Source organism: Methylobacterium goesingense (assembly GCF_022179225.1).
GTDB lineage: Bacteria > Pseudomonadota > Alphaproteobacteria > Rhizobiales > Beijerinckiaceae > Methylobacterium > Methylobacterium goesingense.
On record NZ_BPQL01000016.1, the window covers coordinates 19,486 to 38,229 of the forward strand.

The window sequence follows — 18,744 nt, forward strand, 5'->3', positions numbered from 1 at the left end:
GGCTCAACCGACCCCAGTGGCGGTCATCCGCACGCGCAGCACCTCCACGTCGGCGTGGTTGCTCGACAGGAGGTCGGTGATGTCGCCGTCGAGCAGCGCCTTCACGTGGCGGCACCGGGTGCCGTAGCGTCCGGCCATGCAGGTGCAGCGCAGGTGCGGGCCGTTGGAGCGATCCTCAAGGGTCACGGCGTAGCGGTTGCCGCTGCTGCCGCGCACCGCGAAGTGCAGGCCCGCGGAGGCCGTGGGACGCGCCCCCGCCGCGACGCGGGCCCGCGCCGTCAAGGAGGCTGGCTGGTCCTGCGGCGGCGGTGCGCGGTCGGGCCCCGCCGGGACCGTGGTGATCGGCAGGCGAAGCGTCCGCGACAGGGCGGGCACGTCCTGCGCGCCCGTCTCCCGGACAGCGGCGAGGGCGATCTCCGCGCAGGCATAGGCATCCTCGCCGGCATCGTGGTGGGCGAACCGGATACCGAGGCGCGCCGCGACCTTGCCGAGGCCGCAGCCCTCCTCAGCCGGAAACACCCGCCGGGCGATCTGCACCGTACAGAGGTAGGAGAAGGCCGGAGGCCGGACCCCGTAGGCCGCCAGGGAGGCGCGCAGCACGCCGAGGTCGAAGCCCGCATTGTGGGCGAGGATCAGCCCCGAGGCGAGATCGGGCAGGAACTCCGCCATCACGGTTGGGAAATCGGGCTTGTCGCGGACGTCGGCCGGGAGAATGCCGTGGACGCGGATGTTGCCGGGCGAGAAGCGCAGGTCCGGCGGGCGGATCAGGCGGGATTCACGCCGGACCACCCGGCCGCCGGCGATCCAGGCGAGGCCGACCGCACAGGCGCTGTCGCGCCGCTCGTTGGCGGTCTCGAAATCGAGGGCGATGACGGTCATGCGGTGGCCGAGAAATCCTCTGCCGGCCGGGCGCGGCCAGGCGCCCACGGGTGCGGGGCTCACCGAGTCTAGGCGCCCGCGATTCCCGGCTCAAGCGCTGGCAACGAGCGCCAGCCATGCCGCCTCGCTGATGACCTCGACGCCGTGCTTCTCGGCATCCTTGAGCTTGGAACCCGCCCCCGGCCCCGCCACGACGAGGTCGGTCTTGGCCGAGACCGAGCCGGAGACCTTGGCTCCCAGGCGCTCGGCCGTGGCCTTGGCCTCCGAGCGGGTCATCTGCTCCAGGCTGCCGGTGAACACCACCGTCTTGCCCGCGAAGGCGGTCGCGGTGGCGGGGGCCGCCATGGGTTCAGTCCTCACCTGATCGAGCAGAGCACGGACCGCCGTGTCGTTGTGCGGCTCGGCAAAGAAGGCGATCAGCGAATCCGTCGCGACCGGGCCGATCTCGCCATCATCGGCGAAGTGGCGATAGGCATCGCCCGGCCGCTGCCCGGCCGCCCGCGCGATGCCGGCCGCGATGGCATCCTCGTCGCCGTAATGCTCCAGCAGGATGGCGCGCTGGGGCACCGACAGGCGCACGTGCCCCTGCGGCTGAGCCTCCGCCGCCTCGTCCTCAGCGGCCTCCGCCTCGCCACCCGCGCGGGGGTACCCCACCTCCAGCAGGCGGTCGCGGGTGGTCGGGCCGATGCGGGGCAGCGCCGAGAGTTCGATCCAGGCCGGCCCGGCCTGGTCGCGGGCGGCCGCAGCGACCCCGTCCATCAGGGCGGGCATGTCGGGGAACCGCTTGGCCAGGGCCTTGGCGGTGGATTCGCCGATCTCCGGAATGCCGAGGGCGAAGAGGACGCGGTTCAGCGGTAGGCTGCGGCGGTCCTCGACCGAGGCGAGGAGGTTCTTGATCGCCTTGTCCTCCTCCTCGCCCTTCTTCTTGGTCGGCTTCTTCGGGGCGGGTACCCCTTCCGCCCGGCGCTCGGCGGACAACGCCTCGCGCCGGGCCACGATGGCGGCCTTCAGGGGCTCGAATTCGAGTCGGAAGAGGTCGGCGGGCTGGCGCACCAGACCGGCCTCGAACAGCACCTCGATATAGGTCTGGCCGAAGCCCTCAAGGTCGAAGCCGTTGCGCGAGACGAAGTGCTTCAGGCGCTCGACGCCCTGCGCCGGGCAGATCAGGCCGCCGGTGCAGCGGCGCACGGCGTCGGGCTTGCCCGTGCGCGGGTTGATCTCGCGCACCGCCCGGCTCTCGCAGGCGGGGCAACGGGTCGGGAATTCGTAGGGCTTCGAATCGGCGGGGCGCTTCTCCAGCACGACGTCCATCACCTTCGGGATCACGTCGCCGGCCCGCTGGACCACGACGGTGTCGCCGACCCGGATGTCGCGCCCGTCGCGGATCGGTTCGCCGTCGCCGCCGACCCCCTGGACGTAGCCCTCGTTGTGCAGGGTGGCGTTCGACACCACGACGCCGCCGACCGTGACGGGGCGGAGCTTGGCCAGCGGGTTCAGGGAGCCGGTGCGCCCGACATTGATCTCGATGTCCTCGACGACGGTCAGCGCCTTCTGGGCGGCGAACTTGTGGGCGAGCGCCCAGCGCGGCGAGCGCGAGACGAAGCCGAGGCGGCGCTGCAGGGCGAGGTCGTCGACCTTGTAGACAACGCCGTCGATATCGTAGCCGAGGTCGGCGCGCTCGGCCTCGATGCTCCGGTAATGCGCGATCATCGCCTCGGCGTCGGCGCAGAGTCGGGTGCGATCGTTGACCGGCAGCCCCCAGGCCCGGAACCGCTCCAGCACGCCGTGCTGCGTCCCCTCGAAGGCCGGCACCACCTCGCCCCAGGCATAGGCGAAGAACTTGAGCGGCCGCGAGCGGGTGATCTCGGGGTCGAGTTGGCGCAGGGAGCCGGCCGCCGCGTTGCGGGGATTGGCGAACAGGGCCTTTCCGGCCGCCGCCTGGCGCGCGTTGATGGCGGCGAAATCCGCGTGGCCGAGATAGACCTCGCCCCGCACCTCGCAGACCCGCGGCACGTCCGCCCCGGCGAGTTGCTGTGGAATATCCGCGACCGTGCGGGCATTGGCGGTGACGTCCTCGCCGACCTCGCCGTCGCCGCGGGTCGCCGCCGTGACGAGGCGCCCATCCTCGTAGCGCAGGGCCAAGGAGAGACCGTCGATCTTCGGCTCGGCGGTAAAGGCCAGGGGCTCGGCCTCGGGCCGATTCAGGAAGCGTCGGACCCGGGCGACGAACTCCGCCACCTCCTCGTCCGCGAAGGCGTTGCCGAGGGAGAGCATGGGCACCGCGTGCCGCACCTTCGCGAATTTTTCGGATGGTTTGGCGCCCACGGACGCGCTGGCGGCGCCGGTTCCGGCGAGGTCCGGAAACCGCGCCTCGATCTGCTCCAGCCGGCGACGCAGAGCGTCGTATTCCGCATCCGTGATCTCGGGGGCGTCCTCCTGGTGATAGAGGCGGTCCGCCTCGGCGATCCGTTCGGACAGGTCCGCGTGCTCGGTCCGCGCCGTCTCGGCGGTCATCGTCTCAAGGCTGTCGACGGCGGTCTCTGTGGGCATGGGGATGCTTCGTGATCGGGGGCGGGCGCGACGGCGGCTTATAGCAACCGACAACCGTCGCGGCACCGGCCAAGGTTCCGGCCGGAGCGCAGCTCTGCATAGGGGTGTAACCCGTGCGTCGGCCGAGCGAAGAGGTCTCGACACTAAGGCGCCGCGATGGATTCGCGGGACCGGCTGCGACCCCACGCCGCCTCACGGATCCTCACCGGCCCCTATCTTCCGACACGAACACCCAACGATCCCGGATCGCCATGCCAGCCCTGCCTGCCTTCTCCGCGCCCTGGCGCGACCGCGCCGGACGCGTCTCCGGCCTGAAGCTCGCGACCTTCCTGTTCGCCCTGGCTCCCGGCCTGTGGCTTGCCGGCGCCTACGCGGCCGATGCCCTCGGGGCGAAGCCCATCACCGCGCTGCTGCACGGCACCGGCGAATGGGCGGTGCGGTTCCTCATGCTCTCGCTGGCGGTGACGCCCCTGCGCCGCATCGCTCACGCGCCGAAGCTCATTCTCGTGCGCCGCATGCTCGGCCTGACGGTGCTGGCCTACGGGCTGATCCACCTGATGCTCTACGTCGTTGATCAGAACTTCGTGCTGACCAAGGTCGTCAGCGAGATCGTGTCCCGGATCTACCTCACCATCGGCTTCGTCGCGCTGCTCGGCCTCACGGTGCTCGGCATCACCTCTACGGACGGGATGATCCGGCGTCTCGGCAAGGCCTGGCCGCGCCTGCACAAGACCGTCTACGTCATCGCGATCCTGGGCCTCATCCACTACTTCCTGCAGGCCAAGATCGACGTGTCCGACCCGGTCTTCTGGACCGGCGCGTTCCTGCTGCTGATGGGTCACCGCGCCATGCAGCGCCTGGGCTGGCCGACCAACCCGCTCACCCTCCTGGGCCTCGCGGTCGCCGCCGCCCTTGTGACGGCACTGCTGGAAGCGGCTTGGTACGGCGTCGCCAGCGGCATCCCGGCGAGCCTCGTCCTGTCGGCCAACCTGGACTTCCCGGAGACCATCCGGCCGGCCTGGTGGGTGTTGGCCCTCGGGCTCGCCGTGCCCATGCTGAACGCCGTCCGAGCGCGGATGGACAAGAGCGGGCGCGGCAAGCCGAAGCCCGCACCGGCCATGCGCCCGGCCCCGGCGCGGGAGGCGGTGGCGGCGCGCTGACGTCACGGGTGCCCGGGGCTTGCTCCGGCTGGCCGGCACGCGCATGAAGCGGCCGGCGTCACGGAGGGAGCAGCCCGCATGTGGACACGGATCTTGACGGTGACGGCCCTCGGCCTCGGCGTCTCGGCGAATGCGGCGCGCGCCGCGTGCACCCTGCCCGAGGCCCCTCCGGCGGCGTCCCGTCCGGCCAAGCCGCCACTTCCGGCCAAGCCCGCCTGCCTCGAGGCCAAGGGCGGCTGCCCGGGCTGGGAGGCCTACAGCTACAACGACGCGATCAAGGCCTACAATGAGAAGGCCGCCGCGTTCCGCCCCCTGGCCGAGGCCTACGTCAAGGCGCTCAATGCTTACGTGAAGGCGAGCAGCGACTACGCGCAGTGTGAGGTGAAGGCCTTGCAGCCGGGATGATCGCTTCCGGGCTCGCTTGACCCCCGCCGGGGGCGATGCCACAGCCCGGCGCAGTTTCTCCTTCGATCGCCAGACTGGACGGCCCGATGCCCGAATCCCTCGACCTCCTCGTTCTCGGCAACGCCATCGTCGACCTCATCGCCCGCACCGAGGAGGACTTCCTCGCGGCTCAGGGCGTGCCCAAGGGCGCGATGCAGCTGATCGACGAGGCACGGGCGGAATCGCTCTTTGCCGCCATGGGCCCGGCCACCATCGTGTCGGGGGGCTCCGGCGCCAACACGGCCGTGGGCGCGGCGATGCTGGGCGCTAGGACCGGCTTCGTCGGCAAGGTCCGCGACGACGAGCTCGGCGGCCTGTTCGCGCACGACCTCAAGGCCACCGGCGTCCGCTTCCCCGTCGCCGCCGCCAGCGACGGCCCCGCCACCGCCCGCTGCTTCATTCTGGTCACGCCGGACGGCGAGCGCACCATGAACACGTATCTCGGTGCCTGCCAGGGCCTGTCCCCGGCCGACGTCGACGCCGCCACCGTGGCGAGCGCCCGCGTGGTCTATCTCGAGGGCTACCTCTGGGACCCGCCGGCCGCGAAGGACGCGTTCCGCAAGGCCGTGACCATCGCCCACGAGGCCGGCAACGCCGCGGCACTGACGTTGTCGGACGCGTTCTGCGTCGGGCGCTACCGCGACGAGTTCCTGGGCCTGATCCGCGACGGCAGCATCGACATCCTGTTCGCCAACATGGCCGAACTGCAGAGCCTCTACGAGACCGACGACGCCGAGGCCGCCATCAAGGCCCTGCGCGACGAGAGCGCGGCCCGCGGCAAGGACCTGCTCGGCCTCGTCACGCGCTCAGCGGACGGCGCCCTCGTGATCCAGGGCGGCAACGTGCAGGCCGTCTCCGCATCGCCTGTGCACGAACTCGTCGACACGACGGGGGCGGGCGACCTTTTCGCGGCCGGCTTCCTCGCCGGACATGCCCGCGGCCTCGACCATGGCGCCAGCGCCCGCCTCGGGGCGCTGGCCGCCGCCGAAGTGATCCAGCACATCGGCGCCCGGCCGCAGCACGATCTCGTCGCCCTCGCCAAGGCGCAGGGTCTGCTCTGACGCCGTCGCTCCGAGCGCTTCGGGTCGGCGGCCCCCGGGGTCCGCGCGGGGTCCATCCCGCGCGGATCGGCGTTCACAGCCGCAGCAGGACCTTCCCGACGGCTTCGCGCCGCTTGAGGATGCCGAGCGCCGCCGCGTAGTCGGCGAGCGGGTACACGCCGTGCACCTTCGCGGTGAGGCGCCCCTCTGCCACCCAGGCGAGCAGCTGCTCCTGGTTGGCCCGGTGCGCTTCGGGCTCGCGATCCACGAATACACCCCAGTGCACGCCCTGGATGTCGATCCCCTTGAGAAGCGCCAGGTTGAGCGGGATGCGCGGAATGTCGCCGGCCGCGAAGCCGATGACGAGGTAGCGGCCCTTCCAGCCGAGGGACCGCAAGGCGGGCTCGGCATACTCGCCACCGATCGGATCGTAGATCACGTCGACGCCCTGCCCGTCAGTGAGCGTGCGCAGGGCCTCGCGCAGATTGTCCGCGGCGTAGTCCACCGTACGCGTGGCGCCGTGGGCCTGCGCGGTCGCCAGCTTTTCCGGGGAGGACGCGCAGGCAATGACCTGGGCCCCCATGATCGCCCCAAGCTCCACCGCCGCGAGGCCGACCCCGCCGGAGGCGCCGAGCACCGCCAGCGTCTCACCGGGCTGCAGCCGGGCGCGGTCGCGCAGGGCGTGGAGCGAGGTGCCGTAGGTGATGGTCAGTCCGGCTGCCTGCTCGTCCGAGACGCCCGCCGGCACGGACGTGAGATGCCGGGTGGCGACCGCGATCCGCTCGCGGCAGGTGCCGAATTTCTGGTGGACGATGACGCGGTCGCCGACCGAAAAGCCCTCGGTCCCGTCGCCCAGGGCCTCGATCACACCGCAGGCCTCGCCGCCGGGCGAGAACGGCAGGTCGGGCTTCACCTGGTAGCGCCCGGCGATGATCAGGGTGTCGAAAAAGTTGAGCGCCGCGAGCGTGATGCGGACCAGAGCTTCACCCGGTCCCGCCACCGGATCGGGCAGATCCGCAAGCTCCAGATCCTCCGGTCCCCCGAGCCGGGTGCACAGCAGCGCCTTCATGCCCAAACCTCCGCCTGAACTTCGTTCCCGGGCGCTTGCACCGGCGCGGGCGCTCGCGCAAGCGCCCGGATCGGGTCAGGGGCGTTCGTATATCCCGGCGAGGCTGCCCTTGGCGAGAACGCGTCCCGCCATCGCCTCCAGCAGTGCCCCCCGGCCGGGATGCTCGGGCAGGTCCAGGGCGCGGTCGAGGGCATAGGCCTGGAACAGGTAGACGTGCGGCCCGTGTCCGGTGGGCGGATCGGGCGGCAGCCAGCCCGGCTTGAGGAAGCTGTTCTGGCCGAGGTCGAGGGCCGATTCGGGCTGGCTCGCAGCGCCCTCCGACAGCGGCGCGCCGGGGTCGAGGTTCCAGGCGATCAGGTGGACGAGGGGGCTGGGCGTCGGGCTGCCGGCATCCTCGCAGAGGAGGACGATCCGCGTCGTGCCGGGCGGCAGGCTGGTCCAGGCCAGCGGCGGCGATGCGCCCGGTCCATCGGCCGTGAAGCGTGCCGGCATGGGGCTGCCATCCGCGAAGGCCAGGCTGGTGAGCGCGAGGCCCTCGGGCACCGCTGCGAAGGCGGTCCGATAGGCGGTCTTGTCGAGCCCGGCCTTCAGGCCGGACAGGGCAGCGCCCACGGCGTGCGGAATCTTTTCGAGCAAGGTCGGTCTCCCAAGAACTATGCCGACCAACCGCGCATGCCTCGGAAGGTTCAGGCCGGGTTCCCGGTGTCGGCCGGGCGCTGCGCCGTGATCATGTAGTTCACCGCCGTATCCCGGCTCGCCCGCCAGGACCCATCCAGGGGGTTGAGCACCACGCCGGTCGTGTCGGTGACGGTCAGGCCGCCGGCATTCACCGCGCGGGCGAGTTCGTCGGGGCGCACGAACTTGTCCCAGTCGTGGGTGCCTTTGGGCAGCCAGCCGAGAACGTACTCGGCCCCCACGATCGCCAGCGCGAAGGAGCGCAGGGTCCGGTTGAGGGTGGCGGCGAACAGGAGACCGCCCGGCCTCACCGCCCGGGCCGCCTGCGCCACGAAGGCCGGCATGTCGACGACGTGTTCAACGACCTCCATCGCGAGCACGATGTCGAAGCGCTCGCCCCCGGCCACCACGTCCTCGATGGTGCGGGCGCGGTAATCCACCGGCACGCCCTCGGCATCGGCATGGGCCTGCGCGACCTTGATGTTCGTGGGCGCCGGATCGAGCCCGGTCACCCGCGCGCCGAGGCGGGCCAGCGGCTCGGACAGCACGCCGCCGCCGCACCCGATATCCACGACGGCCAGGCCGTCCAGGGCGAAGGGCGCGCGCGGATCGCGCCCGAAATGCCGGCAGGCCGTATCGCGGATATAGGCGAGGCGGACGGGGTTGAAGCGATGCAGCACCCGCATCGGCCCGGCCTCGTCCCACCACGTCGCCGCGATGGCCTCGAAGCGGGCGACCTCGTCGCGGTCGATGGAGGCACCTGTGGGTCCGGTCATCGTCTCGGCATGTCTCGTGCGGGGTGGGCGCGCACCATTGTTGACACGCCCGGGCGGCCCTTGTACGCGCCGAAGCCCTGTCCGGTACAGCAGCCAAGCGACGCGGCCGGGCGTGCGGGTCAAGGAAATCCGTCTCGCGCCCGCCGAGTCCCTGGTCACGCCGAATCCCTGGCGAACGCGACGTGTCGCGGACGCGACAGGCTCCGTCTGGTGAGAACATGCCCCGTCTGGTGATGAAGTTCGGCGGTACGTCCGTCGCGAATGTCGAGCGCATCCGCAACGTGGCGGCCCACGTGGCACGCGAGGTCGCGGCCGGCTACGAGGTGGCCGTCGTGGTCTCGGCCATGTCGGGCAAGACCAACGAGCTGGTCGCCTGGGTCAAGGACGCGAACCCGATCTACGACGAGGCCGAGTACGACGCCGTGGTCGCCTCGGGCGAACTCGTCACCGCCGGCCTGCTGGCGATCGCGCTCCAGAAGAACGGCATCAAGGCCCGCTCCTGGCAGGGCTGGCAGATCCCGATCCTGACCTCCGACGCCCACGGCTCCGCCCGCATCGAGGGTATCGACGGCGCCCGCCTCGATGCCGGATTCCAGCGCGGCGAAGTCGCGGTCATCGCCGGCTTCCAGGGCATGCACCAGGATACCGGCCGGGTCACCACCCTGGGCCGCGGCGGCTCCGACACCAGCGCCGTGGCCATCGCGGCCGCCATCGGCGCCGAGCGCTGCGACATCTACACCGACGTCGACGGCGTCTACACAACCGATCCGCGCGTGGTCCAGAAGGCCAGGCGCATGGAGCGCGTGACGTTCGAGGAAATGCTGGAGATGGCGTCGCTCGGCGCCAAGGTCCTGCAGGTCCGCTCCGTCGAGCTCGCCATGGTCCACCGCGTGCCGACCACGGTACGCTCCTCCTTCGATCCGCCGGACAATGCCCGGCCCGGCACCCTCATCTGCGACGAGGACGACATCGTGGAACAGCAGATCATCACCGGGATCGCCTTCTCCCGGGACGAGGCGCAGATCACGCTTCGTCGCGTGAAGGACAGCCCCGGCATCGCCGCCGCCATCTTCGGGCCGCTGGCGGATGCCAACATCAACGTCGACATGATCATCCAGACCGTGTCGGGCGACCAGTCCACCACCGACATGACCTTCACGGTCCCGTCGGCCGATTACGAGCGCGCCCGCAAGATCCTCGACGCGCAGAGCGGCGCGATCGAGTTCGGCCAGATCGAGGGCGCCACCGACGTGGTGAAAGTCTCGGCGATCGGCGTCGGCATGCGCAGCCACGCCGGCGTCGCCGCCAAGGCTTTCCGCGCCCTAGCGCAGAAGGGCATCAACATCCGTGCCATCACGACCTCGGAGATCAAGTTCTCCGTGTTGATCGATGCCGCCTACACGGAGCTTGCCGTTCGCACGCTCCACTCGCTATACGGCCTCGACCAGGCCTGACGTCCCGGAGCGCGCGAACGCCAAGCGCGCTAACCGGATCCGAGGCCGAAGCCGGATCGAGGAGACCATGCCCGCTGCGCCCGGAGGCCCGCGCCTGCTTCTGCGCCGCCTCCGCGAAGCGATGGCGGAGCCGGTCAGTCCACAGGCGCGTCTCGACCGCATCGTCACGCTGATCGCCGCCAACGTGATCGCGGAGGTGTGCTCCGTCTACGTGCTCAGCGATGACAATATCCTCGAACTGTTTGCAACCGAGGGGCTGAACCGCGAGGCCGTCCACCTGACCCGTCTGCGGGCGGACGAGGGCCTCGTCGGCCTCATCGCCAAGACCGCCGAGCCGCTCTCGCTCTCCGACGCCCAGTCGCACCCGGCCTTCTCCTACCGCCCGGAGACGGGCGAGGAGGCCTACCACGCCTTCCTGGGCGTGCCGCTCCTGCGCGCGGGCAACACCCTCGGCGTCCTCGTCGTCCAGAACAAGACGTACCGCGTCTATTCCGAGGAGGAGATCGAGGCGCTCCAGACCACCGCCATGGTGCTCTCGGAGATGATCGCGTCGGGCGAGTTGCAGGCGCTCGCGCCCGGTGCCGGCTCGGCCGCCCGCCGGGCGGTGAGCCAGCGCGGCGTGGCGCTGGCCGACGGCATCGGGCTCGGGCACGTGGTGCTGCACGAGCCGCGCATCGTCATCAAGCAGCTCATCGCCGAGAACGTGGACCGCGAGGTCGAGCGCCTGGAGCAGGCCATCGGCGAGGTCCGCTCGGCCATCGACGATCTCGTCACGCGCGGCGACAGCATCGGCACGGGGGAATCCCGCGAGGTGCTCGAGACCGTGCGCATGTTCGCGCACGACAAGGGCTGGCTGCGCCGGATGCGCGAGGCCGTGCATTCGGGCCTCACCGCCGAGGCCGCCGTGGAGCGCGTCCAGTCGGACAACCGCGCCCGGATGATGCGCCAGAGCGACCCCTATCTCCGCGACCGCCTTCACGACCTCGACGATCTCGCCAACCGCCTGCTGCGGACCCTGATCGGCGCGGAGGGCAACGGTGCGCAGCGCGTCCTGCCCGAGAACGCGATCCTGGTGGCGCGCTCCATGGGTCCGGCCGCGCTCCTCGATTACGACCGCACCGCTCTGCGCGGCGTCGTGCTGGAGGAAGGCGGTCCGACGAGCCACATCGCCATCGTGGCGCGGGCGCTCGGCATCCCGGCGGTGGGCGAGATCGCCAACGCCACCGCGCTCTGCGATGCCGGCGACGCGATCATCGTCGACGGCGCCACGGGCGAGATCCAGGTGCGGCCCGGCCCCGAGATCGAGGCGGCCTATGCCGAGATGGTGCGCCTGCGCGCCCGCCGGCAGGAGCAGTACCGGGCGCTTCGCGACGTGCCGGCCGTCACCCTCGACGGCACCAAGATCGGCCTGCAGCTGAATGCCGGCCTCCTCATCGACCTGAGCCACCTGCACGAGACCGGAGCGGACGGCATCGGCCTGTTTCGCACCGAGCTGCAGTTCATGGTGGCCCAGCGCATGCCCTCGGCCGCCGAGCAGCAGACGCTCTACGAGGCCGTGTTCGCCGCCACCGGCGACCTGCCCGTCACGATCCGCACCCTCGATATCGGCGGCGACAAGATCCTGCCCTACATGCCGGCTCTGGAGGAGGAGAATCCCGCGCTCGGCTGGCGCGCGATCCGCATCGGCCTCGACCGGCCCGCCCTCCTCCGGGTGCAGCTGCGCGCGCTCCTGAAGGCGGCTGGCGGACGCCCCCTCAAGATCATGTTCCCGATGGTGGCCACGGTGGACGAGTTCACCCGCGCCAAGGCCATCGTCGAGCGCGAGAAGGCGCACCTGCGCCGGCACGGCCATGCCCTGCCCAGCGACTGCAAGCTCGGCGTGATGGTGGAGGTGCCCTCGCTCCTGTTCCAGATCGACGAGATCTCGAAGGCCGCCGACTTCCTGTCGGTCGGCTCCAACGACCTCATGCAGTTCCTGTTCGCGGTGGACCGCGAGAACCGCCGCGTCGCCGACCGCTTCGACACCCTCAGCGTCCCGGCCCTGCGGGCCTTCCGCGTCATCGCCGAGCGGGCGGCCGCGGCCGGCTGCCCGGCCACCGTCTGCGGCGAGATCGGCGGGCGTCCGCTGGAGGCCATGGCGCTGATCGGTCTCGGCTTCCGCCACCTCTCGATGTCGCCCGCCGCCATCGGCCCCGTGAAGGCCATGGTGCTGGGCCTCGACGCCAAGGCGGTGGCGGCGCTGATCGACACCGAACTCGCCCGTGCGGGGGACGGTGCCTCCCTTCGCCCCGCGCTGGCCGCCTTCGCGAAGGCGCACGGTGTGCCAATTTAGGTCCGGCGTGCCTATCTGAACGGGTCGTGCCGCGGCCCCGTCGTCGAACGAGGCCTCCGGCCCGACGAGCCCTTGTCCCCATGAGAGTTTCCGAAGGGCGATGACCCCAATTCCTCCCGACCGTCTCGATGCGATCCTGACGCGCCACGACATCGTCACCGCCACGCTGAGCGCCGGATCGGCCGATTCCGACACGTTCGTGCAATTGTCGCGCGAATTGTCGGAGTTGGAGGGCGTCGTCGCCGCGATCCACGCCTATCGCGCGGCGGCGCGGAATCTCGCCGACATCGAGGCACTGATCGACGAACCGGGCAGCGATTCCGAGATGCGGGCGCTGGCCGCCGACGAGAAGCCGGAGGCCGAGGCCGGCCTGGAGGCGGCACACCGCGCGCTCCAGCTCATCCTGCTGCCGAAGGACTCGGCGGACGAGAAGAGCGCCATCCTGGAAATCCGGGCCGGTACCGGCGGCGACGAGGCCGCCCTCTTCGCCGGCGATCTCTTTCGCATGTACGGCAAGTATGCCGACGCCAAGGGCTGGAAGGTCGAGGTGATCTCCGAGAGCGAGGGCACCGTCGGCGGCTACCGCGAAGTCATCGCCGAGGTGAAGGGCAAGGGCGTGTTCGCCCGTCTGAAGTTCGAGAGCGGCGCCCACCGGGTCCAGCGCGTGCCCGACACCGAGACCCAGGGGCGCATCCACACCTCCGCCGCCACGGTGGCGGTGCTGCCCGAAGCCGAGGAGGTCGACATCGTGATCAACGACGCCGACCTGAAGATCGACACCATGCGTTCGCAGGGCGCGGGCGGCCAGCACGTCAACAAGACCGAATCGGCGATTCGCATCACCCACATGCCGAGCGGCATCGTCATCTTCGTCCAGGAGGAGCGCTCGCAGCACAAGAACCGCGCCCGGGCGATGTCGCTGCTGCGCTCCAAGCTCTACGACGCCGAGCGCACCGCCAAGGACGCGGCCCGGGCCGCCGACCGCAAGTCGCAGGTCGGCTCCGGCGATCGCTCCGAGCGAATCCGCACCTACAACTTCCCCCAGGCCCGCGTCACCGACCACCGCATCAACCTGACCCTCTACAAGCTGGAAGAGGTCCTGGCCGGCGAGGCGCTGGACGAACTCGTCGACGCCCTCGTCATAGAACATCAGGCGGAATTGCTGGCGGCCGAAGGCATGGCCTGACGGCGCGGGCGACATCCGGCATGCCGACGGTGCGCTTCGATCCGACACTCAGCCGCAGCGCGGCCCTCAAGCAGATGACGGAGGCGTTGGCGGCGCAGGGCATCCTCGGCAACGATGCCCGCTTCCTCGTCCTCGACCTGCTCGGGCTCAGCACGACCGAACTCATCCTGCACGGCGACCGGCCGCTGGGCACGCCCGATGCGAGCCGGCTCGAAGCGGGCCTGGCGCGGCGGATTTCCGGAGAGCCCGTGGCGCGCATCGTCGGCGCCTGGGAGTTCTGGGGCCTGCCCTTTGGGCTCTGCGCCGAAACTCTGGTGCCCCGCGCCGACACCGAGACCCTGGTGGAGGTGGCCCTTGCCGCCCAGGCCGACCGCCGCCGCCCCTTGCGCGTTCTTGACCTCGGCACGGGCTCGGGCTGCATCCTGGTGGCTCTGCTCAGCGAATTGCCGAACGCTTTCGGGATCGGGCTCGACCGCGCGCACGCGGCCCTGGTGCAGGCCCGGACCAACGCGGACCGGAACGGCGTCGGCCGGCGGGCGGCTTTCGTCCAGGCCGACTGGACGGCCGGCCTGGACGGGGCCTTCGATCTCGTCGTCTCGAACCCGCCCTACATTGCCAGCCCGGCGATTCCGGGCCTCGCCGTGGAGGTCCGGTGTCACGATCCCCTAGCCGCCCTCGACGGCGGGACCGACGGGCTCGATGCGTATCGCCACATCCTACGCAATCTGACCCTGGGACCGACCCGACTCGCACCGGGCGGCACGCTGGCGTTCGAGATCGGCTACGATCAGGCTGAGGCCGTTCAACGGCTCGGGCTGGAGGCCGGGTTCGGGCCGGGGCGGGTCACGCGTGACCTCGCGGGCCATGCCCGCGTCGTGTGTTTCCGGCCGGACTGAACCGGTTTGGAGAACGGGACTTGTGGGGTGGACGCGCGAAACTTATCTACGGATCGGTAAGCGGCGCAAAAAGAGCTTGTTGCCACGCGCATCAACCGCTAGTCTCCCGTGCAGATCGCGAACGGTCCATTAAGATGGACTGCGGTAAGGTGGGTAGCGGCTTCGTTCCGCAACGCTCTTAGACGGTCTCCCCACGATCAGGCTGGCGCGCGCAGGACGAGGCGTAGAAGCTTGGTCAACTTCGAGCCTGAGACCCGAAGGACGCCTGAACGCTCAGAGCGCTTCGGCCGAGGGACAGACGGCAAGCACGGCGAAACCGATCACGGATAAACCGGACCCGGATCACGCGGCGCCACCGACGAGCCACAGCCAAGGTGTCGTCGTCATCGCCTGGAACCGCCGCATCATCAGACGCTCCGAGACGAACGAGGGTCAATCGAGACCGATGAGACCAAACCAGAATAGACGGATGCGCGGTCGTAACCGCCCCAAGGGTCCCAATCCGCTCACGCGTTCCTACGAATCCAACGGGCCGGACGTCAAGATTCGCGGCACCGCTCAGCACATCGCCGACAAGTACGCCCAGCTTGCACGCGATGCGCAAGCCAGTGGTGACCCGGTTGCGGCTGAGAATTACTTTCAGCACGGCGAGCATTATTTTCGGATCATTTCCGGAGCGCAGGAGCAGGCCCGCCAGCAGGTCGGCGGCTACGCTCGTGGCTTCGACGATGCCGACGATGACGGCGACGATGACGGCGCTGGCGCGCCCCAGGGCTACGCCGCCTCCAGCTACGGCGCGAACGGCTACAACGACGAGTACGCGGAGACCGCACCGGCGGCCCAGCCGCAGACCTACGAGCCGCGGCAGGACACGCGTGGCGAGGCCCGCCCCGATACGCGATCCGATGGGGCCCAGGACGGCAACCGCCAGAACCGCCGTGACCGCTTCGCGAACCGGAACGATCGTCAGCAGCGCTTCGAGAACCAGCGCGACGGATATCGTCCGGATTCGAACCGGCAAGACGCGAATCGACAGGACGGCAACCGGCAGGATTTCGCCCGTAACGATGCCCCGCGTGGGGATTACGGTCGCCAAGATGCCAATCGCCAGGATACCGGTCGCCAAGATTCCGGTCGCCAAGATTCCGGTCGCCAAGACTCAAGTCGCCAGGATGCCAATCGGGCGGATTTCAGCCGTCAGGAGCAGCCGCGCGCGGAGTTCCCGCGCCAGGACTATTCCCGGCAAGACCAGCCACGACAGGACCAGCCGCGACAGGACCAGCCCCGCCAGGAGTTCGGGCGGTCCGGTTCCGCTCGGGGTGAGACCCCGCGCTACGGGAACGGTCGGGCCGACAACGGCGGGAACGAGCCGAGTCGGCTCGATCAGAACGCCCCGGATGCAGGCCGTCAGGAATTGCCCCGTCAGGAAATCCCTCGGCAAGAGCTTCCTCGGCAGGAGCAATCGCGTCCGGTCCGCACGAACGAGGCTCCGCCCCGTCGCAGCCGCCGTCGTGACGAGCAGGAGCCGCGCGACGCCGAGGATGTCGCCGCGCTGCCGGCCTTCCTGATGACGCCGCCCCGCCCGGTGCCCGCGGTCGAACCCGCGTCCGAGCCGGTGCCGTCGCAGTCCCCATCGAGCCCCGCCTCGGACGAGCCTCCCCTGCCGCCGAAGCCCCGGCGCCGCCGCCGCGCCCGCTTCGAGGGTTCGGAGGGCTCAGAGGGGAATGAGACCTCCGGCGACGTCTCGCCGATCACCGAGTAGGCGTCTGCCTAATCAAGCGCTTCAGGAAAGCCGTCCCGGTTCGGGGCGGCTTTCTCGTGTCTGGGGTCCGCGCCAGTCGAGAAAGGCCACCACGCGATGGCGGTGGCGTAGATGGCGCGCCGCTTCGCCGTAGGGCGCGAGGTCCCAGGTCCAGCGACGGTCGGGCGTCCCGGGGTCGACACCGTGCAGGAGATCGAGCCGGTCGGTGATCCGGCCCACGCGGTCCTCTTCCAGTTGCTCCACATCCGTGAGGAGGCAGACCCGGGCGGCGAGGCGCGCCAATCCGTCGAGATGGGCGCCGACGATGCGGGCCCCGAGTTCGGCCGGAACCGGTCCCGCCCGGTCGAGGGGCAGGATCGGCAGTTGCGAGAGAACGTTCGCCGAGACCACGAAATCCACGCGGTCACCGCCGCAGAGCGCCGGCAGGGGATCGCCTCCGTTGCGCCCGCCCGTCAGGTCGGCCGTGATCAACCGCACGTTGGGGAAGGCCCGCGCCTGCCGGCGCGCCGGCCAGAGATGCACGGCATCCACGAGGTGGACCGCCTCGAAGGTCTGCGCGAGGTGGGCGAGCGGCACGTCCTGCAGGAGGCCGGACCCGAGCACCACCGCGACCCGCCGCTGCTGCAGCCCGGCGCAGGACGCGATCACCGCAGCGCGCGCCTGTTCGAGGTGGCTCGCCCAAGCCGCCCGGCAGCGCCGGGAGCGCGAGAGCAGCAGCACGCTCTCCCGCAGGTGGCGACGATGCGCCAGGGGCACCGGCGTGGTCATCAGGTGAAGCAATTCGATCAGCATGGATGTCGCTTCAAAGATTGCCCGATCGGGAACCGTGGCACGCGGCTGCCGTTGCGCTTGGGCCCTGGCGAGCGCGAACCCGCGCCTGCAATCTTCCCGGAGCGACCGTGTCGAACCTCGTCCGTATCCTACTCGCGATCTTTCTGCCCCCAGTCGCGGTCCTGATGACCAACGGCATCGGCCTGCAATTCCTGCTCAACATCCTTTTGACCATCTTCTTCGTCCTGCCGGGCACCATCCACGCCCTCTGGCTGGTGCTGCGCGAGCGCTGAGAGGATGATAGCCTTCCACCTCGCCGGGGCGCCGCGAACCGGCCTTCGGCGTGATGGGATCATGAGGTTGCGATGAGCACACGCGGGTTCACCGGGCGCAAGCCGCCGGAGGCGACGCGAGAGCGCCTTCCGCCAGGGCAGTACCTGACCGACGATTTCCCCGTCCTGCAGATCGGCCCAAATCCTCGCATCGATCTGGCGACCTGGTCCTTCACCCTGCGCGAGGGTTCGCGGCCCCTGAAGAGCTGGACCTGGGACGAGTTCAACGCGCTGCCCCGCACGCGCTGGGGCGGGGACATCCACTGCGTGACGAAGTGGTCGAAGTTCGACACCGCCTGGGAAGGCGTGAGCTTCGACGCGCTGTTGGCCGCTGCGGGGATCGAAGCCCCGACTGAGTTCCTGCTCGCCGAGGGCTACGACGATTACACCACCAACGTCCCGGTGACGGATCTCGTCGGCGGCAAGGGCATGGTGGCGACCCATTACGACGGCAAGCCGATCCCGACCGACCATGGTGGCCCTGCCCGGCTCCTCGTGCCGCACCTCTATTTCTGGAAGAGCGCTAAGTGGGTGAAGGGCCTGCGCTTCACGAAGCGCGACGAGGGCGGGTTCTGGGAAATGCGCGGTTATCACATGTACGGCGATCCCTGGCGCGAGCAGCGCTTCACCGGTGACTGATCCGGACCCGAGGCCCCTCCCCTGGCAGACCGCCACCCTCACGGCGATCCGGCCGATCACCCAGCGGGTGAAGAGCTACCGCTTCCAGGTCGGTTTCGACCGGCCGGTGTTGGCCGGTCAGCATGTCGATGTCCGGCTCACCGCGCCGGACGGCTATCAGGCCCAGCGCAGCTACTCCATCGCCTCCGCGCCCGCCGGCGACGGCACAATCGAGCTGATGATCGAGGGCCTGCCGGACGGTGAAGTCTCGGGCTTCTTCGACGCGGTAGCGGAGATCGGCGATACGATCGAGCTGCGTGGACCGATCGGCGGCGCCTTCGTCTGGCGACCGGAGGATGGCGGCCCCCTGCTGCTGGCCGGCGGCGGCTCGGGCGTGGTGCCGCTCCTGGCGATGCTGCGCCACCGCGCGGCGGCGGCGCCCGGCGTCCCGGCCCTCCTCCTCTATTCGGTGCGCGAGGCGAGCGAGGTCATCGCCGCGGAGGAACTGGCCGTCCGTGCCCGGGACGAGCCGCATTTTCAACTGATGCTCAACCTCACCCGCGCTGGCGGCCGCCGGGTCGACGCGGCGATGATCGCCGAGGCGCTCGAACGGCTCGGGCCGCCCCGCCACGCCTATTTGTGCGGCGGCAATCCGTTCGTCGGGGCGGTGGCGGATCTGCTCCTCGACGCCGGACTGGACCCCGCCCGCGTCCACACCGAGCGCTTCGGCGGCTGATCGGGCCCAGACTTGTCGCTTCACCGGCCTCGGTCGTAGATTGTCCGAGCAAGCGGAGGTTCGA

17 protein-coding genes are annotated in these 18,744 nt (G+C 70.3%); 11 read left to right on the plus strand and 6 right to left on the minus strand.

Annotation, left to right across the window (positions count from 1 at the left end; all coding sequences use genetic code 11):
• Positions 1–3: 3 nt before the first annotated feature.
• Together MFF30_RS03045 and ligA are read right to left on the minus strand one after the other, a co-directional pair.
• Positions 4–879: a 3'-5' exonuclease gene (locus MFF30_RS03045; protein ID WP_238276402.1), complete on the minus strand. Its 876-nt coding sequence runs from the start codon at positions 877–879 to the stop codon at positions 4–6.
• Positions 880–969: 90 nt separating this feature from the next.
• Positions 970–3,429: an NAD-dependent DNA ligase LigA gene (ligA, locus tag MFF30_RS03050; protein WP_238276404.1), complete on the minus strand. Its 2,460-nt coding sequence runs from the start codon at positions 3,427–3,429 to the stop codon at positions 970–972.
• A gap of 251 nt (positions 3,430–3,680) precedes the next feature.
• Between ligA and msrQ the strand changes: the two genes are divergently transcribed.
• From msrQ to MFF30_RS03065, 3 genes are all read left to right on the plus strand, one after another.
• Positions 3,681–4,589 (plus strand): protein-methionine-sulfoxide reductase heme-binding subunit MsrQ, encoded by a 909-nt coding sequence (gene msrQ / locus MFF30_RS03055; protein WP_238276406.1) that lies wholly within the window; start codon positions 3,681–3,683, stop codon positions 4,587–4,589.
• A gap of 78 nt (positions 4,590–4,667) precedes the next feature.
• Positions 4,668–4,994 (plus strand): hypothetical protein, encoded by a 327-nt coding sequence (locus MFF30_RS03060; protein WP_238276408.1) that lies wholly within the window; start codon positions 4,668–4,670, stop codon positions 4,992–4,994.
• Between the two features lie 86 nt (positions 4,995–5,080).
• Positions 5,081–6,094, plus strand: coding sequence for an adenosine kinase (locus MFF30_RS03065; RefSeq protein ID WP_238276410.1), 1,014 nt, complete (start codon positions 5,081–5,083; stop codon positions 6,092–6,094).
• 73 nt (positions 6,095–6,167) lie between these two features.
• Here the strand turns inward: MFF30_RS03065 and MFF30_RS03070 are convergent, their stop codons facing one another.
• From MFF30_RS03070 to ubiG, 3 genes are all read right to left on the minus strand, one after another.
• Positions 6,168–7,142, minus strand: a complete 975-nt coding sequence (locus MFF30_RS03070) for an NADPH:quinone oxidoreductase family protein (protein WP_238276419.1) — start codon at positions 7,140–7,142, stop codon at positions 6,168–6,170.
• Between the two features lie 75 nt (positions 7,143–7,217).
• The gene (locus tag MFF30_RS03075; RefSeq protein ID WP_238276420.1) at positions 7,218–7,778 is read right to left on the minus strand and encodes a YbhB/YbcL family Raf kinase inhibitor-like protein; all 561 of its coding nucleotides are present in this window, start codon (positions 7,776–7,778) and stop codon (positions 7,218–7,220) included.
• A 50-nt stretch (positions 7,779–7,828) separates the two neighbouring features.
• Positions 7,829–8,593 (minus strand): bifunctional 2-polyprenyl-6-hydroxyphenol methylase/3-demethylubiquinol 3-O-methyltransferase UbiG, encoded by a 765-nt coding sequence (gene ubiG / locus MFF30_RS03080; protein ID WP_238276429.1) that lies wholly within the window; start codon positions 8,591–8,593, stop codon positions 7,829–7,831.
• Positions 8,594–8,811: 218 nt separating this feature from the next.
• Between ubiG and MFF30_RS03085 the strand changes: the two genes are divergently transcribed.
• From MFF30_RS03085 to MFF30_RS03105, 5 genes are all read left to right on the plus strand, one after another.
• Complete coding sequence (locus MFF30_RS03085) at positions 8,812–10,047, plus strand: aspartate kinase (protein WP_238276431.1); 1,236 nt, start codon at positions 8,812–8,814, stop codon at positions 10,045–10,047.
• 67 nt (positions 10,048–10,114) lie between these two features.
• Positions 10,115–12,379, plus strand: coding sequence for a phosphoenolpyruvate--protein phosphotransferase (gene ptsP / locus MFF30_RS03090; RefSeq protein WP_238276433.1), 2,265 nt, complete (start codon positions 10,115–10,117; stop codon positions 12,377–12,379).
• A gap of 100 nt (positions 12,380–12,479) precedes the next feature.
• Positions 12,480–13,565 carry a peptide chain release factor 1 gene (gene prfA, locus MFF30_RS03095; RefSeq protein WP_238276435.1) on the plus strand — a complete coding sequence of 362 codons (1,086 nt, stop codon included), beginning with the start codon at positions 12,480–12,482 and terminating at the stop codon, positions 13,563–13,565.
• 20 nt (positions 13,566–13,585) lie between these two features.
• Complete coding sequence (prmC, locus tag MFF30_RS03100; RefSeq protein ID WP_238276437.1) at positions 13,586–14,461, plus strand: peptide chain release factor N(5)-glutamine methyltransferase; 876 nt, start codon at positions 13,586–13,588, stop codon at positions 14,459–14,461.
• 469 nt (positions 14,462–14,930) lie between these two features.
• Positions 14,931–16,223, plus strand: coding sequence for a DUF4167 domain-containing protein (locus MFF30_RS03105; protein ID WP_238276438.1), 1,293 nt, complete (start codon positions 14,931–14,933; stop codon positions 16,221–16,223).
• 21 nt (positions 16,224–16,244) lie between these two features.
• Here the strand turns inward: MFF30_RS03105 and MFF30_RS03110 are convergent, their stop codons facing one another.
• Positions 16,245–17,015 carry a hypothetical protein gene (locus MFF30_RS03110; protein ID WP_238276440.1) on the minus strand — a complete coding sequence of 257 codons (771 nt, stop codon included), beginning with the start codon at positions 17,013–17,015 and terminating at the stop codon, positions 16,245–16,247.
• A 107-nt stretch (positions 17,016–17,122) separates the two neighbouring features.
• Here MFF30_RS03110 and MFF30_RS03115 point away from each other — a divergent pair, with 107 nt between their 5' ends.
• The 3 genes from MFF30_RS03115 to MFF30_RS03125 all read left to right on the plus strand — a co-directional run bounded on the left by MFF30_RS03115 (position 17,123) and on the right by MFF30_RS03125 (position 18,680).
• On the plus strand, positions 17,123–17,287 hold the full coding sequence (locus MFF30_RS03115) for a YqaE/Pmp3 family membrane protein (protein ID WP_238276442.1): 165 nt from the start codon (positions 17,123–17,125) through the stop codon (positions 17,285–17,287).
• A 72-nt stretch (positions 17,288–17,359) separates the two neighbouring features.
• Complete coding sequence (locus MFF30_RS03120) at positions 17,360–17,965, plus strand: sulfite oxidase-like oxidoreductase (protein WP_238276444.1); 606 nt, start codon at positions 17,360–17,362, stop codon at positions 17,963–17,965.
• The gene (locus tag MFF30_RS03125) at positions 17,958–18,680 is read left to right on the plus strand and encodes an FAD-binding oxidoreductase (protein ID WP_238276446.1); all 723 of its coding nucleotides are present in this window, start codon (positions 17,958–17,960) and stop codon (positions 18,678–18,680) included. Before MFF30_RS03120 ends, MFF30_RS03125 begins: the two co-directional genes overlap by 8 nt.
• The last annotated feature ends 64 nt before the right edge of the window (positions 18,681–18,744 follow it).